Here is a 15,832-nt window from a genome sequence, read left to right as displayed (position 1 = left end):
ACCCTGCAGCCAGCCGTGGTGCTCGGTGCACAGCGTCTGGACCTGCAGGTTGAGGGTAGGTCGGCGGGCGGCATGGCAGGCGCGAGGTTCCGGGAGAGGGGTGCAATCAAGAATTGATCGCAATCTGTGGCCCTGCCTGGAGCCTGGCAATGCGCGCTTTTACAGGGCCTTGGCCAAAAACGCTGCTGTACGGCTTACCGCACACCCAGCCACCACCTGCGGCGTGCCACTGACCACCACCTTGCCCCCGGCATCGCCGGCACCCGGCCCGATATCGATCACCCAGTCGCTTTGCGCTACCACACGCATGTCATGTTCAACCACCACCACGCTGTGCCCGCCGTCGACCAGGCGGTTCAGTTGCACCAGCAATCGGTCGATGTCTTGCGGGTGCAAGCCGTTGGTGGGCTCGTCCAGCACATACAGCGTTGCCCCGCGGGCCGTGCGTTGCAGCTCGGTCGCCAGTTTGATCCGTTGTGCTTCACCACCTGACAGTTCGGTAGCCGGTTGGCCCAGGCGAAGGTAGCCCAGGCCGATGTCCTGCAACACTTGCAGGCAACGCCGCGCCGGTGGCTGTTCGGCAAAGACCTGCAGGGCTTGCTCGACAGTCAACTGCAGCACTTGCGCAATGTTCATGCCTTGCCAGCTCACCGCCAGGGTTTCAGGGTTGTAGCGGTCTCCATGGCAGGTGGGGCAGGGGGCGTAGACACTGGGCATGAACAGCAGCTCAACGCTGACGAAGCCTTCGCCTTCGCAATTGGCGCAGCGGCCCTTGGCAACGTTGAAGGAAAAGCGCCCCGCGTCGAAGCCCTGTGCCTTGGCCTGCTCAGTGGCCGCGAACAGCTTGCGCACGTGGTCGAACAGGCCGGTGTAGGTGGCCAGGTTGGAGCGAGGCGTGCGACCGATCGGCTTCTGGTCGACCTGTACCAGGCGCTTGATGCTATCCAGGCCAGCGCTGACATGCCCACTGCCGGTCTGCTCAGGCGCGTCCTCCAGGCTTGGTTCTTCGGGCTCGCTGCGTTGCTCGGCATGGCCCAGGTGCGCACCGACCAGCTCCAGCAGGGCCTGGCTGACCAGGCTGGACTTGCCCGAGCCGGAAATGCCCGTAACGGCGGTAAAGCAGCCCAGCGGGAATGCGGCGCTGAGGTTGTTGAGGTTGTTACGGGTAATGCCTTCAAGCGTGAGCCAGTTTCGGGCCTGGCGTGGCGCACGTGTGGCCCGGGACTGTGCATTGAACAGATAGGTGCGGGTGCAAGATGGCTCGACCTCGGCCAGGCCTGCGGGCGGCCCGCTGTAGAGTATGGTGCCACCATGCTCGCCGGCAGCCGGCCCTACATCCACCAGCCAGTCGGCGCGGCGCATGGTGTCCAGGTCGTGCTCCACCACATATACCGAGTTGCCCGCGTGCTTCAGGCGTTGCAGGGCTTCCAACAACGCCTCGCTGTCGGCCGGGTGTAAGCCGGCCGAGGGCTCGTCAAGCACGTAGATCACACCGAACAGCTGTGAGTTGAGCTGGGTGGCCAGGCGCAAGCGTTGCAGCTCACCCGAAGACAAGGTGGGGGTGCTGCGCTCCAGGGCCAGGTAACCGAGGCCAAGGTCGAGCAGCGTGTCGATGCGCTCCAGCAATTCCTTGGCGATGCGTTGTGCCGCCAGGCGCTTTTCCAGGGTCAGGTCGTCTTGCGGGTGCGCCAGATAGTCAGCTGCCGACACTTTGCGGAACACCTCGGCCAGCGCCTGCAGCGACAAGTGCGACAGTTCGGCGATATCCATGCCGGCGAAGGTCACGCCCAGCGACTCGCGCTTCAAGCGCTTGCCTTGGCACAGCGGGCAGGGGCTGGGGCGCATGTACTGGGCCACGCGTTTACGCATCTGTGCGCTCTGCGAGTGCATGAAGGTATGCAGCACGTAACGCCGGGCACCCATGAACGTGCCTTGATAGCTAGGCTCCTGCTTGCGCTTGAGTGCGGCGCGGGTCTGCGCGGGCGTCAGGCCGGCATACACCGGCGCGGTGGGCGTTTCTTCGGTGAACAGGATCCAGTCGCGTTGCGCCTGGGGCAAGTCGCGCCAAGGGATATCGACGTCATAGCCCAGCGTTACCAGAATGTCGCGCTGGTTCTGGCCCTGCCAGGCCATCGGCCACGCTGCCACCGCGCGTTCGCGAATGGTCAGTGACGGGTCGGGGACCATGGTCGCTTCGGTCACCTCGAAGACCCGGCCCATGCCATGGCACTCCGGGCACGCGCCCTGGGGCGTGTTTGGCGAAAAGTCTTCGGCATACAGCATCGCTTGCCCGGCCGGGTAGTGGCCGGCGCGTGAGTAGAGCATGCGGATCGAGCTGGACAAGGTGGTCACGCTGCCCACCGAGGAACGCGCGCTGGGTGTGCCACGTTGCTGCTGCAGGGCCACGGCTGGAGGCAGGCCTTCGATCGCATCTACGTCTGGCACGCCAACCTGGTCGATCAGGCGCCGGGCATAGGGTGCCACTGATTCGAAATAGCGGCGCTGGGCTTCGGCATACAACGTGGAGAAGGCCAGTGACGATTTGCCTGAGCCGGATACGCCGGTAAACACCACCAGCGCATCGCGGGGGATATCGACATCGATGTTCTTCAGGTTGTGCTCGCGGGCACCCCGCACACGGACGAAGCCGTTTGGGGTGGTTGGGCGTGGAGGCATGACGCAGTCCTTGGCTGTTTCGGAACAGTGCGCCCAAGGTAACAGCAATTGCAGCCATCGTGTGTGGGTAATGTTTCCGCTCAGCAAATCTGCGAGTTATTGATTAAGGGTGATGGGGTTAGTGTGAAGGGGCAAGTAACACTAACAGGAACTGAAAAACATGCGAACTTCATATTTATTGGCCATTGACCAACAGGCCTCCGTGCACGCAAGTAATAACTTCCCGTTACAGCCCTATACACCCTATGGCTATCAGGGGGGCAAGGGCTGTCCGCTGTTGGCCTTTGCCGGAGAGGCCGGCGCGCTTCTGCCGCAGGGTTATCTACTTGGCAACGGCAAGCGTGCCTATCACACCGGGACAATGCGCTTTCACAGCCCGGACGTATTCAGCCCGTTTGGTCGTGGAGGGCTTAATGCCTATGCCTACTGCATGGGGGACCCGATTAACAAGGTCGACCGTGATGGTCATTCGCCCACACGGGTAGTCGGGCAAGCAACAGGACTTGTTTGGGGAACGGTAGGCATGTTGTCTTCACTGAACAAGGCATCCAAAGCAATCGTCAAACGTTCAATTGCCAAGGCTAACGGAACGCCAATACCGAAGGAGTTCAACAATTCAAGCCGTACCAATAATGCAATGATATTTATGGGCGGCCTGGCGGGTACCATCGTCAAGGCACCCAGTGCGGTGTTCGCTTTTTCAGCGCCCTTTGAGTCAGTGGGGGCTGAACTGGTGACCGGGGCCGGAATAGCCGCAGGGTCTCTCGCCGGAGTGGGCAAGCTGAGGCAGCTGTTCAACGATGTAAAATCGACTTATCAGGAAGCCACAGCGAATAGATTGCCACTTGGCAAGTTGGTAATAGAGTCCATCAAGGAAGCCACCGGCTGGAACCGATTACGCGGCCGGGAATCGGCCATTCTCGAACCCTTGCCAGAACAAATATTATTGGTTCGCCTCCCCGCCATGAAATAGTGCTTGCCGTTGCAAGCAATGGCAGCCCTGATCGGCGCTTTCGGTTCCACGCTGTGAAACCAGATTCGATTGTGCTTCATCGCTCCTCGCGCTTATCTGTTCGCAAGCACGACCTGCCTCAGCCGTCGTGACCTCAAGGCGAACAACAAGAACGGGAAACCACCCGCGCGAGGAGACTCCACATGTCCCGACATCAGCACATCCTGGCCTGGCTTGACGATGTGGCCAGCGAGCTGCACGCGATCCGTCACGATATCCACGCTCACCCGGAACTGGGTTTTGAAGAAAACCGCACGTCTGCACTGGTCGCCCAGTTGCTTGAGGCGTGGGGCTATGAGGTGCACACCGGCATCGGCAAGACTGGCGTGGTCGGCGTGTTACGCAATGGCAGCAGCTCACGCCGTCTGGGCCTGCGCGCCGACATGGACGCGCTGCCCATCCACGAGGCCACGGGCGCGACGTACAGCAGCCAGCACCAGGGTTGCATGCACGCCTGCGGCCATGACGGTCACACCACCATGCTGCTCGGCGCCGCGCGGTACCTGGCGGCGACCCGGCAGTTCGACGGCACGCTGACGCTGATCTTCCAGCCGGCCGAGGAGGGCCAGGGCGGCGCCGAGGCGATGCTGGCCGACGGCCTGCTGGAGCGCTTCCCTTGCGATGCCCTGTTCGGCATGCACAACATGCCGGGCCTGCCAGCCGGGCACCTGGGTTTTCGCGAGGGCCCGATGATGGCCTCGCAAGACTTGCTGACGGTGACACTCGACGGGGTTGGCGGCCATGGTTCGATGCCGCACCTGACCATCGACCCGCTGGTGGCGGCGGCCAGTGTGGTGATGGCACTGCAAACCGTGGTGGCGCGTAATATCGATGCGCAGGAGGCGGCTGTTGTCACGGTGGGTGCGCTGCAGGCCGGTGAAGCGGCCAACGTGATCCCGCAGCAGGCGTTGCTGCGCCTTAGCCTGCGCGCTCTGAACGCCGAGGTGCGGGCACAGACCCTGGAACGGGTGCGGGCGATCATCGTCAGCCAGGCCGAAAGCTTTGGCTGCAGTGCCAGCATCGAACACCGTCCGGCTTACCCGGTGCTGGTCAACCATGGCGCAGAGAACGCCTTCGCCACGCAGGTCGGGGTGGAACTGCTGGGTGCCGAGGCGGTGGATGCCAACACCCGCAAGCTGATGGGCAGCGAAGACTTCGCCTGGATGCTGCAACGTTGCCCGGGTGCCTACCTGTTCATCGGCAATGGGGTATCGCGGCCGATGGTGCACAACCCGGCCTACGACTTCAACGACGACATCCTGCTGACCGGCGCCGCCTACTGGGGCGCGCTGGCAGAGCGCTGGCTCGCACCCGCCTGACCTTCCCATTTACGACTGCCGCTGGAACCCGGGTGCGACCGCGCCCGGGTGATCACCCAATCATTGTGTGGAGTGTTCCCCTATGCAGACTTCGAGCACTGGCGTGTCGCGTACCCGGCAGGTGGTCGCTGCCGTTATCGGCAACGCCCTGGAGTGGTATGACTTTATCGTGTATGGCTTTCTGGCCAGCATCATTGCCCGGCAGTTTTTCCCGTCCGACGATGAGTACGCCTCGCTGCTGATGGCCCTGGCCACCTTTGGCGTCGGCTTTTTCATGCGCCCGGTGGGTGGTGTGTTGCTGGGCATGTATTCCGATCGCAAGGGCCGCAAGGCGGCCATGCAGATGATCATCCGGCTGATGACCGTGTCGATCGCCATGATCGCTTTTGCCCCCGATTACCTGGCCATTGGCATGGCCGCGCCGATGCTGATCGTGGTGGCGCGTATGCTGCAGGGCTTCGCTACCGGTGGCGAATACGCCAGCGCGACAGCGTTTCTGGTGGAAAGCGCGCCGGCCCACCGCAAGGGTCTGTATGGTTCGTGGCAACTGGTGGGGCAGTGCCTGGCGGTGTTTTCCGGGGCGGCAATGGTCGCCCTGGTGACGCACCTGTGTTCGCCTGAGGCACTGGACAGCTGGGGCTGGCGCATTCCGTTCGTGCTCGGCCTGCTGATCGGCCCGGTGGGGCTGTGGATTCGCAAGCATATGGAGGAGCCGGAAGAGTTCGTCGAAGCGCGCCGCCAGGCCAAGGGCCACTCGCCCAGCCTGTGGCAGGTGTTGCGTGAGCACCGGCGCAGCCTGCTGGTGTCGATGGGCCTGGCCTGTGGCGCGACGGTGTCGTTCTACGTGGTGCTGGTGAACATGCCGACCTTCGCCCACAAGAACCTCGGGCTGCCGCTGGACCAGGTGCTGCTGGTGCAGATGCTGGCCGTGGGGCTGATGACCGTTGTGATTCCGTTGTCTGGCGCGCTGTCGGACCGGCTGGGCAGGCGCCCGGTTCTGATGGCCTTCACCTTGGCGTTCTTCGTGATGGTCTACCCGCTGTATGTTTGGGTGGCCGCAGCGCCGTCCGTGGAGCGCCTGCTGATCATGCAACTGCTGCTGTGCACCACCATCGGCGGCTTCTTCGGCCCGGCACCCACTGCATTGGCCGAGCAGTTCCCGGTCGAGGTGCGCTCCACCGGTGTGTCGGTGGCCTATAACGTGGCAGTGATGGTGTTCGGCGGCTTTGCCCCGTTGATCGTGACCTGGCTGAGCAAGGTGCTTGGCACCCCGGTGGCGCCTGCGTTCTATGTGCTGTTCGCCTGCCTGCTGACACTGCTGGGTACCTACTGCCTGAAAGAAGCACCTCGGGTGGCCAAGTCTGCCAACTTCAACCTTGGAGTGAAACCGTGAAGCCGCTAGCCATCGACCCCATCGTAGCCCTCGATGCCGATGCATTGTCCCAGGCTATCCATGCCCGCCAGGTGTCGTGTCGGGACGTGATGCAGGCCTACCTGCTGCACATTGAACGCTGCAACCCTGTAGTCAATGCGCTGGTGTCACTGCGCCCGGCCGAAGCGCTGCTGGCCGAGGCCGATGAGCGTGACCGTGAACTGGCCCGTGGCCATTCACGAGGTTGGATGCATGGCATGCCGCAGGCGATCAAGGACCTGGCAGCCACTGCCGGGCTGCGCACCACCCTTGGCTCCCCCTTGTTTGCCGAACAGATACCCGAGCAGGACGCGATCAGTGTTGCGCGGGTGCGGGCGAGCGGGGCGCTGATCGTGGGCAAGAGTAACGTGCCCGAGTTCGGCCTCGGCTCGCAAACCTACAACACCCTGTTCGGCACCACCACCAATGCCTACGACCCGCAGCGTGTGGCCGGTGGCAGCAGTGGCGGGGCGGCAGCGGCGCTGGCCATGCGCCTGCTGCCGGTCGCCGACGGGAGCGACATGATGGGCTCGCTGCGCAACCCGGCGGCGTTCAACAATGTGTTCGGCCTGCGCCCCTCACAGGGCCGAGTGCCCCATGGGCCGGCGCCCGAACTGTTCGTGCAGCAGCTGGCCACCGAGGGGCCCATGGGCCGCAGCGTGGTTGACGTGGCGCGGTTGCTGTCGATACAGGCTGGCGTCGACGCACGGGTACCCCTGTCGCTGAGCGAAGGTCGGCGGGATTTTGCTGCCGGTTTGCAGCGTGATTTCCGGGGTGTACGGGTCGGCTGGCTGGGTGATTACAACGGCTACCTGCCCATGGATGACGGGGTGATGAGCCTGTGCGAGTCGGCGCTGGCCGACTTTGCCGAACTGGGCTGTCGGGTGGAGGCTTGCCAGCCGGCATTCGACCTCGCGCGGTTGTGGCAATGCTGGCTGACCCATCGCCACTTCCTGGTGCACGGCAACCTCGGCGTGGCCTATGCCAACCCGAACAAGCGCGCACGGCTCAAGCCTGAGGCACAGTGGGAAGTGGAAGGGGGTTTGCAACTGAGTGCGGCAGCGCTGTACCAGGCTTCGCTGGACCGCAGCGACTGGTACCGAGCTTTGGCCCATCTGTTCGAACGTTACGATTTTTTGCTGTTGCCATCGGCCCAGGTGTTCCCTTTCGATGCACGCCAGCCATGGCCGACGGTGGTTGGGGGGCGGGCGATGGACACCTACCACCGCTGGATGGAGGTGGTGATCGGACCGACCCTGGCCGGCTTGCCGAGCATCAGCGTACCGGTCGGGTTCAGTGCTGCCGGGTTGCCCATGGGCCTGCAAATCATAGGCCCGGCCCAGGCTGACCATGCGGTGTTGCAGTTGGCGTATGCCCACGAACAGCTCACCCGGTGGGTGGAGCGTTGCCCACCCCAGTGCCTGCAGGCGTCATGAATGCACCGGGCAGGCGCGGATCTTGCTGGCTATGCTGACCATCCCGCTACAAGGAGGTCAAAACCATGGGCATCACGGCAGACAGTGGCGGCGTGCGTTCCGTGGAACGGGCGTTGGCCATTGTCGACCTGTTGGGCGAACACCAGGCGCTGGGCCTGGAGGAACTGCATTACCTGACGGCGCTGCCCAAGGCCACGGTATCGCGCATGCTTGCCACCTTGCAGGAGCAAGGCTGGGTGTACCGTGGCCTGAGCGACCGGCGCTACCGGCTGTGCGCGCGGCGCCTGTTCGGCGACCGCCAGTTGCGTTTCAAGCGACGCCTGGTGGAAAGCGCTGCGCCCATGCTGCTGGAGCTGAGCGAACGCACCGGGCTGGTAGCAGACCTGTCGTGCTTTGACGGCGAACGGCTGGAGGTGATGGAGAGTGCCATCCCCCAAGTGTTGCGCAAGCGCTACCCGCACACCTGCCAGATTGTTGGGCACCATGCCAGCCTGTTCCATTCGGCGATGGGGCGGGCCTGCCTGGGTGAGCTGGCGGAGGACGAAGTGCAGCGCTTGGCGGCCCATGAGCGGCTGCGCGATGACACGGTGCTGCGCAATATCGAGGAAGACGCACACAACGGCTTTGGCCAGCGGACTGAAGGGCACTGGGAGTATCCGGTGCGGTTGCCGTTCCTGATTCGCGCCATCGCCTTGCCGGTGCATGCCGAAGGGCGCCTGGCCGGGAGCATTGCCTTGCACTGGCCACTGGACCAGGCGCCGGTCGAGCGGGTGTTGAACCTGCACCTGAACAGTCTGGCGACTACCGTGGGCGAGGTGCAGCGGGCATTGTCGGTTTGAGGTTTCGGCGTTGGTGCCGTGGCAGCAAGGTCGGCATGCCGCACACTGGCTTATCGCTCCAGGCTGTACATCCGGCACTCCGCCAGCAACGCCAGCAGGTTCGGCTCCCGCTCCCGGGCTTTCAGAAACACCACACCGATATGCTGCTGCAAGCGATATTGCGGCTTCAAGGCAATCAACCTGACGCGGTTCTCGTATACCGCGGCGATGCGCCCGGGCAGCAGGGCAAAGCCCACTCCCGAGCTGACCATGCTCAGCAATGTGAAGATATCGTTCACCTGCATGGCCACCTTCGGTTCAAAGCCGGCCTGCTGGAACACCCGTGCGCCATCGCGGTGGGTGGCGAAGCCCTGGGTCAGGGTAATGAACGTGGAGTCGGCCAGGTCGGCCAGGTCCACCTCGGCTTGCTCGGCGAAAGGCGAGTCGGTGGGGACCGCGAGGAAGATATCGTCGGAGAACAGCGGCAACTGCTCGCAGGCCGGGTCGCTGACGCTTTCATCAAGGGAGACCAGAATGGCCTCCAGTTCGTGGTTCTTCAGGCGTTGCAGCAAGTCGATGTTAGAGCCCAGGGTCAGGTCTATGTTCAGTTCGCTGCGGCGCAGTTTCAGGCCCATGACCAGCTTGGGCACGGTCTTCACGGTTAGCGAATAGAGCGCGCCCAGGCGGAAGCGCTCTGCATAGAAGCCGGCGGCCTCACGGGTCTGGCGCACCATCTGCTCAGCGTCCTGGACCAGCTGTCGGGCCTTCTTTTCCAGCACGTAAGCACTTTCCAGCGGGATCAGTTGGCGGCCTTCGTGCTTGAACAATGGGCAGCGCAGGGCGCTTTCCAGTGAGTGGATGGCGCGATGCACACTGACCGCACTGGTGGACAGCTCGGCAGCGGCGCGGCCGAGGTTGCCGCTGCGCATGAAGGCGAGGAAGGTTTCCAGCTTTTTGAGGGTGAGTTCTTCGTCGATCAGCATGGGCGGCCTTGGGCGGTCACTGCATGGATTCGATCAATGCCCACAACGCCGGGTCATCGAAGTCATTCACAACCAGCCTGGCACCCGCCGCGAACAAGCGCTCCGGCGTCTGCGTCGTGGCCACGCCTACGGTGAAGATGCCTGCGCCACTGGCCGCAGCCACGCCTGGTAATGAATCCTCGAAGGCCAGTGCTTGCGTGGCTTCGGCGCCCAGCCGCTGCAGCCCGGTAAGGTAGGGCAGCGGGTCTGGCTTGGGCCGCGCCAGTTCCTCGGCCACCAGCACATGCGCGAAGCGCTGGCCAAGGCCCATGGCATTCAACATGTGCTCGGCATTCAGCCGTGGTGCGTTGGTGACCACGCACATGCCGATGCTGCGCGCCTGGGCATGTGCCAGCAAGCGCAGCAGGCCCGGCATTGGTTCAAGGGAAGGCGACATGTTGCGGAACAGCGCTTCCTTGCGGTCGGCCAGCGCCTTGCACTGTTCGGCGCTGGCGTCGCTGAACAGCTCGGCGAACAGCTCGCCGTTGGCGCGGCCGCTGACCTGGGCATCGAACTGCGCCTGGCTAAGCTCGCGGCCATCCTGCTCACGCAGCAGCTGACGGAAGGCCTGCAGGTGCAGGGTATCGGTGTCGGTGAGGGTTCCGTCGAGGTCGAACAGCAGGGCGGTCAGCATGAAATATCCAGATCAAAAAACACAAGCCAGGGCAGTCATCTTAGCTAAATCTTGCAATGTCTGGGCTGGGATGCTCGGCGTCCGCCATCAGGGTTGTTTTAGCCAAGCCTTCACAGCACCTTACCCGAGAGACCGAAGCTTCGCGATATCTCGGCTCGGTGGGGCCCCAAACATCCGGCTGTATTCACGGCTGAATTGTGACGGACTTTCATAGCCAACCTTGAATCCGGCTGTAGAAACATCCAGACCCTCTGAAATCATCAACCTGCGTGCATGCTGCAGGCGAAGTTGTTTTTGATACTGCAAAGGACTCATTGCGGTGACAGCCTTGAATCGGTGGTGAAGCGTCGAATTACTCAAATTGACATAGCTCGCTAGCTCATCAATGTGCAATGGCTGTGCATAATTGTTGTTCAGCCACTCAATGGCCCGAGTAACGCGATGGGTCTGGCTATCGGTAATGGCTATCTCATGTAAACGCTGACCCTGCTGGCCTTTGAGCAGTCGGTAGAAAATTTCTCTTAGTGCTAGCGGCGCCAACGCTGGGATATCCGATGGCACATCCAACAGACGTACCAATCGCAGCACTGCATCAAGCAACGAGCTGTCGATCTTATCCAGATATAGTCCTCGGTGGGGCTGTTGGCTCGGCACGCCGATAGGACTGACGTCTGCAACGAGCTGAGCGATTTCTGCCGGATCGATATCCAGGCGGATGCAGAAATAGGGCGTTTCTGAGGATGCCTCTGTCACTTGACCCGCTAGAGGCAGGGTTACCGAGACGACCAGATAGTTCAAAGGGTCGTAGACATAGCTTTCTTCCCACAACTGCACCTGTTTACGGCCCTGCACAACGATGCATAGCCCCGGCTTATGTACAGTGTGGATCACATCGGTGGGTGTATCACTGCGTATGAAATGCAGCGGAGCAATGCCCGTCTGAAACACCCCGTAGGTGGGAGCATAACGATGCATGGTTGATGCTAGCTCGGCCCTCAGACGCGTCAGCTCTTCGTCCCTATCATCCACTGCCATTACCTCCCGTCAGGCTTGTTCTATTGCAGAGAATAAATGGGTCTGCAGCCTTTTGGGTAGATGCTAATGGACACCCTTCAAATGCGAGAGCCCGCCGGGCCGGGCTCTCGGTAGGGTGGTTTACGTTCGATGAGATAGATAAGCATGTTTGCCTTTTGCCCGCTGACATCGCATGACCTCTACCGCCGACCGCTTACGCAGGATCGTGCATGTTGACCGCAGGAATCGGATAACCCAGCCCAGCCAAGGCTTCTTACTCTTGCTTCACCACCTGCCTGTCGGCGGTGGCCCCCTCAAGCCAGAAACAGGAGTACGAAAATGCACGGCATCGAACAAAAAGTCATCGTGATCACCGGCGCCAGCAGTGGTATCGGCGAAGCGACAGCCCGCCTGCTTGCCAGCAAAGGCGCTCGCGTGGTCCTGGGCGCCCGCCGCACCGATCGCCTGGAAACGCTGGCCAGGGAGATTCGTTCAGCAGGCGGTGTCGCTGATGTCCTGGCGCTGGATGTTACCAACCTGGATGACATGCAGTCCTTTATCGACTTCGCTGTCGAACTGCACGGACGCGTCGACGTGCTGATCAACAATGCCGGCGTCATGCCGCTTTCGAAACTCGAAGCGCTCAAGGTAGATGAGTGGAATCGGATGATCGATGTGAACATTCGCGGCGTCCTGCACGGCATTGCCGCAACGCTGCCGCTCATGCAAGAACAGCGCGCCGGTCAGATCATCAATATTGCCTCGATTGGAGCCTACGCGGTGAGCCCGACCGCTGCGGTGTACTGCGCCACCAAATATGCCGTACGAGCCATTTCCGAGGGCTTGCGTCAGGAGGTGGGCGGTGACATCCGGGTCACCGTCATTGCCCCAGGCGTCACCGAGTCCGAACTGGCCGACAGCATTTCCGATGAGGGCGGGCGTGCCGAGATGCGCGAGTTCCGCAAGATCGCGATTCCAGCCTCGGCGATTGCCCGGGCGATCGCCTACGCCGTAGAACAGCCTGCGGATGTCGATGTCAGCGAACTGATCGTGCGTCCAACCGCAAGTCCATTCTGAATGTCCGGTCGACAGCGAGGAAATGCCATGGGTGAACCACTTGGAGATCAGGACAAATACGTTGGCATGTGGGTGACGGCTGACGGACGCATTCGCCATGAGCTCCTGCCTGGCGGCCGCTATGACGAAGCCCGCGGAGCACAACAAAGCGCGTACCAAGGTCGATACTGGCTAGAGGGTGATCACATCGAGTATGTGGATGACACCGGATTTACTGCCGACGGGGAGTTTAGAAGCAACGTGCTGTATCACGCAGGGATGATTCTCTATCCCGAGCGTTGAGGGGCCGGCCGGAATGGAGACATTCCGGCTTTTTTTTCGACATTTACCTTTCAGAGCACGCAGCCAGAGCGGATTTTTACATCCCCTACGGGGCCGCGAACGGCCTTCACTGTTGAAAGCCCAGGCTTGAACTTCAAGTCCACCCTGTGAGACCAATGCCCGAATGGCTCGTGTGTGCCGACGTACTGACTGAGGTGACGATTCCCATGGATGTCATAGAGCGGACTTCAGCCCACGGTTTGGAGGCTTACATTCGGGGTGAGCGGCTTGCCGCCTCGGACGTTCTGGCCGATAGGGATATGTTGGTGCAGATCTTTAACCGGGAGCGTAAGGAAGAGAGCTTTATCGTGCCCGCCGTAGCTGAGCCCTTGCTCGTGTGGATCATCTCCGGGAATGCTGCCGTTCAGGAGCGTGAGCTTGACGGCGACTGGCAATGTAGCCAGGTGTCCAAAGGTGATTTCTTCTTGACTACCTCGGCACAGCCTTACGAGATGCGCTGGAACGTAGTCGGTGCAGAACCATTTGAAGTCATGCATATCTACCTCGGCATCCCGCTTTTGGAAAAAGCCATCCATGAGGTCTTGGGCGGGTCTGTGGAAGCGGTTCGACTACGTGAGGTCTCAGGCGGGCGTGACGATGGGTTGTCCGTTCTACTGGAGCAAGTTCGCCTGGAGCTGACGGGGCACAGGGCTAGTCCTCTTTATCTGCAAGGTCTGGCCCAGTGCATCGCCATTCACCTTGCCCGCAGCTACCTGGACAGCTCAGCGGACGATATCGTGCGCCGCAACGCATTGCCTGCTTACAAGCTGCGCCGCGTGCTGTCGGCGATGGAGGCGAATCTGGCTGAGGAATTCAATCTCGGGCACTTGGCCGAAATAGCTGGGATGAGCGAGTACCACTTCAGCCGGCTGTTCAAAAAAGCCGCTGGTTATTCCCCGTCGCAGTTCTTTATCAGACTGAGGATGGCACGCGCCCGGCAGCTCCTGGTCGAAACGGATCGGAGCGTGATCGATATAGGCTTGGAGATCGGATACAGCAGCCCAAGCCATTTTTCACAGGTGTTCAAACGTGAGGTTGGCGTCACGCCCACTCAATACCGTAAATAGTGAGTGGGCTACGCCAGTCAGAGGTTCTGGGGACGAAATTGCTGGCGAAAATCCAAGGTTTCCCCAGCCACCATGAATTGACCGCCTCCCCTGTAGTGCAGCGTTCTGGGCTGCTCCACGGAGCGATCTACATGCGCTTTGACGACTTCCCAGATGAACAAGCCGTAATCGCCAATCAGCTTCGAGTCGTACAGCTGGCATTCGAAGCTGGCATAACATTCGCCTATCAACGGCGCTGCAACCCGCGTCGCTGCTGTCGCGGTAAGACCGAACTGACCAAACTTGTCCACGTCACCGCCCGTACTGTTGCCCACCGCGACTACCTGATCAACCAGCTCCAGAGTGGGTACGTTGATCACGCATTGCTGGCTGTTGCGAATCAGTTCATAGCTATGGTTCCCCGACCAGATGTAGCAGCCAAAAAGGGCTGGATCGAATTGCATCATCATGTGCCAGCCCATGGTCATGATGTTGCTTTCGCCGTTCCAGGCTGAGGTCACGAGCACTATGGGCCCGGTTTCAAGATGCTGGCGAACGTCGATGAGAGGGAAGTCGGATTTTCGAAGTGCGGTCATGACGGCTCCGTTGAACAGGTCTGGTAGCAAGAAAACGCGTTGTGCTGCCAATGCAGCACAACGCGGACAAGGCGAAGGATTAACCTACCGGGACGCTCATGCCGCCATCGGCCATGACCACCGAACCGACAATAAAGCTGGCGCGCTCGGAAGCCAGGAAAGAGACTATCTCGGCGATCTCTTCCGGTGCTGCAGCTCGACCGATCGGCGCGGACTTGCCATGCTCTTGCAGGAACCCTCGACCGTCTTCCATGAAGTGGTTCAACAGGTTGGTAACCACATCCCCCACGCCAATGGCATTGACCCGGATGCCGTGCTCAATCGCTTCGAGCGCCTGGGTACGAGTCAACTGTGCCAAGGCGCCTTTGGACGCGGTATAGGCCGCGATACCGGGAAATGCGAAGTAGGACGCGTAGGAGGCGATGTTCACGATCGCGCCGCTCTTGTTCTTCATCATCTCCTTCATCGCCTCTCGGGAGTGAAGAAACGCCCCCGTCACGTTGGTTTGCATCTGCCATTCCCAATCTTCACGGGTCATTTCGACGAGCGGCTTGTACAGGATGCGACCGGCGTTATTGACCAGGACGTCCAGCTTGCCAAACTTCTCTACCGCCAACGCCACCGCTTGCTCGGCAGAACCGTCAACGGTGATATCGGCGACGAAAGGAACCAAGCCGGGACGCTCAAGCGCGTTGACTTTCGGGTCGATATCCTCGGCAATGACTTTCGCTCCACGGCTGTGAAGGAGCTCGGCGATGGCCTTGCCGATGCCGCTAGCCGCGCCGGTTACCAGCACCACTTTGCCTGCCACTTCGTTTGGGGTTGGGATGAAGTCAGTCATTTTGATGTCTCCAAGTCAGGAATTGGTTGTCGCTTTCGACGGTGCCAATTTCTCTCTTTTTGACATGCGACTCTTTGGTGACCTTGCTTTGCCTGTCGGAGTTTTGCTTCTTTCGTGCAATCGGCAGCGCGGTAGCCTGTCGCAACACCCGAAATGCCATTTCGCTATTGCTAAAGAAGGGTGCGCTAACGCACTGACGGCTGCCCCAATTGCTGACAAAGTACCTACTCCGACCGCTACGAGTACGGTGTGTACCGGTTCCACCATCCAGCGGCCGTTCATTCTCGTTACCGTTGGCGCGTGCCCCATGAACGAAGATCAAGTGAAAGGCAAAGTCAAACAGGTTTCCGGCCAAATCAAGGAAAGCACTGGGAAGCTGCTCGGAAACAGATCGCTGGAGAACAAGGGCAAGATGCAAAAGGTGATCGGAGAGTTCCAGGAATGTACTGGTGACATCAAGGAGGAAATCAAGAAGGGAGGCTAGCCATGACTTTATGGCAGGAGCAGGCCAGCAGGTATGCGATGAGGTAACGAGCAGGTTCCGACCCGCGCCCCATGATCCCTGTGGGGCGGAGGTCGTCAAACACCCTATAGCGCGCTTGGTGAGGC

At 61.1% G+C, this 15,832-nt stretch carries 15 protein-coding genes; 9 read left to right on the top strand and 6 right to left on the bottom strand.

What is annotated here, in order from left to right:
- Positions 1-159: 159 nt before the first annotated feature.
- On the bottom strand, positions 160-2,676 hold the full coding sequence (locus D906_RS17325; protein ID WP_025754164.1) for an excinuclease ABC subunit UvrA: 2,517 nt from the start codon (positions 2,674-2,676) through the stop codon (positions 160-162).
- A gap of 160 nt (positions 2,677-2,836) precedes the next feature.
- Here D906_RS17325 and D906_RS17320 point away from each other — a divergent pair, with 160 nt between their 5' ends.
- From D906_RS17320 to D906_RS17300, 5 genes are all read left to right on the top strand, one after another.
- A complete protein-coding gene (locus D906_RS17320; protein ID WP_026020459.1) occupies positions 2,837-3,649 on the top strand; it encodes an RHS repeat-associated core domain-containing protein in 813 nt (270 codons plus the stop codon).
- Between the two features lie 182 nt (positions 3,650-3,831).
- Positions 3,832-5,007 (top strand): M20 aminoacylase family protein, encoded by a 1,176-nt coding sequence (locus D906_RS17315; RefSeq protein WP_025754163.1) that lies wholly within the window; start codon positions 3,832-3,834, stop codon positions 5,005-5,007.
- An 82-nt stretch (positions 5,008-5,089) separates the two neighbouring features.
- On the top strand, positions 5,090-6,400 hold the full coding sequence (locus tag D906_RS17310) for a citrate-proton symporter (protein WP_019099097.1): 1,311 nt from the start codon (positions 5,090-5,092) through the stop codon (positions 6,398-6,400).
- Complete coding sequence (locus D906_RS17305; RefSeq protein WP_027615533.1) at positions 6,397-7,854, top strand: amidase; 1,458 nt, start codon at positions 6,397-6,399, stop codon at positions 7,852-7,854. The genes D906_RS17310 and D906_RS17305 overlap by 4 nt, the downstream gene beginning before the upstream one ends.
- 65 nt (positions 7,855-7,919) lie before the next feature.
- Positions 7,920-8,693, top strand: coding sequence for an IclR family transcriptional regulator (locus D906_RS17300; RefSeq protein ID WP_019099095.1), 774 nt, complete (start codon positions 7,920-7,922; stop codon positions 8,691-8,693).
- Between the two features lie 50 nt (positions 8,694-8,743).
- On the opposite strand, the gene D906_RS17295 is transcribed toward D906_RS17300, so the two are convergent.
- From D906_RS17295 to D906_RS17285, 3 genes are all read right to left on the bottom strand, one after another.
- On the bottom strand, positions 8,744-9,655 hold the full coding sequence (locus D906_RS17295) for a LysR substrate-binding domain-containing protein (protein ID WP_019099094.1): 912 nt from the start codon (positions 9,653-9,655) through the stop codon (positions 8,744-8,746).
- A gap of 16 nt (positions 9,656-9,671) precedes the next feature.
- Positions 9,672-10,328 (bottom strand): HAD family phosphatase, encoded by a 657-nt coding sequence (locus D906_RS17290; protein WP_019099093.1) that lies wholly within the window; start codon positions 10,326-10,328, stop codon positions 9,672-9,674.
- 120 nt (positions 10,329-10,448) lie between these two features.
- Positions 10,449-11,363, bottom strand: a complete 915-nt coding sequence (locus D906_RS17285) for an AraC family transcriptional regulator (protein ID WP_019099092.1) — start codon at positions 11,361-11,363, stop codon at positions 10,449-10,451.
- 318 nt (positions 11,364-11,681) lie between these two features.
- On the opposite strand from D906_RS17285, the gene D906_RS17280 reads away from it, so the two are divergent.
- The 3 genes from D906_RS17280 to D906_RS17270 all read left to right on the top strand — a co-directional run bounded on the left by D906_RS17280 (position 11,682) and on the right by D906_RS17270 (position 13,807).
- On the top strand, positions 11,682-12,419 hold the full coding sequence (locus tag D906_RS17280; RefSeq protein ID WP_019099091.1) for an SDR family oxidoreductase: 738 nt from the start codon (positions 11,682-11,684) through the stop codon (positions 12,417-12,419).
- A gap of 27 nt (positions 12,420-12,446) precedes the next feature.
- Positions 12,447-12,701 carry an Atu4866 domain-containing protein gene (locus D906_RS17275; protein WP_019099090.1) on the top strand — a complete coding sequence of 85 codons (255 nt, stop codon included), beginning with the start codon at positions 12,447-12,449 and terminating at the stop codon, positions 12,699-12,701.
- Positions 12,702-12,907: 206 nt separating this feature from the next.
- On the top strand, positions 12,908-13,807 hold the full coding sequence (locus D906_RS17270; protein WP_027615534.1) for an AraC family transcriptional regulator: 900 nt from the start codon (positions 12,908-12,910) through the stop codon (positions 13,805-13,807).
- A gap of 17 nt (positions 13,808-13,824) precedes the next feature.
- Here D906_RS17270 and D906_RS17265 read toward each other — a convergent pair whose 3' ends face one another.
- Together D906_RS17265 and D906_RS17260 are read right to left on the bottom strand one after the other, a co-directional pair.
- Positions 13,825-14,382, bottom strand: a complete 558-nt coding sequence (locus D906_RS17265) for a flavin reductase family protein (protein ID WP_019099088.1) — start codon at positions 14,380-14,382, stop codon at positions 13,825-13,827.
- 79 nt (positions 14,383-14,461) lie between these two features.
- A complete protein-coding gene (locus tag D906_RS17260; RefSeq protein WP_027609281.1) occupies positions 14,462-15,223 on the bottom strand; it encodes an SDR family NAD(P)-dependent oxidoreductase in 762 nt (253 codons plus the stop codon).
- Here D906_RS17260 and D906_RS26845 point away from each other — a divergent pair.
- Positions 15,210-15,707, top strand: coding sequence for a CsbD family protein (locus D906_RS26845; RefSeq protein ID WP_232104647.1), 498 nt, complete (start codon positions 15,210-15,212; stop codon positions 15,705-15,707). The two genes, D906_RS17260 and D906_RS26845, sit on opposite strands and share 14 nt — an antisense overlap.
- Positions 15,708-15,832 lie beyond the last annotated feature (125 nt).

It is taken from the genome of Pseudomonas sp. LAIL14HWK12:I1, from assembly GCF_003202095.1.
Taxonomy (GTDB): domain Bacteria; phylum Pseudomonadota; class Gammaproteobacteria; order Pseudomonadales; family Pseudomonadaceae; genus Aquipseudomonas; species Aquipseudomonas monteilii.
This window is presented reverse-complemented; position numbering and strand designations above follow the sequence as displayed.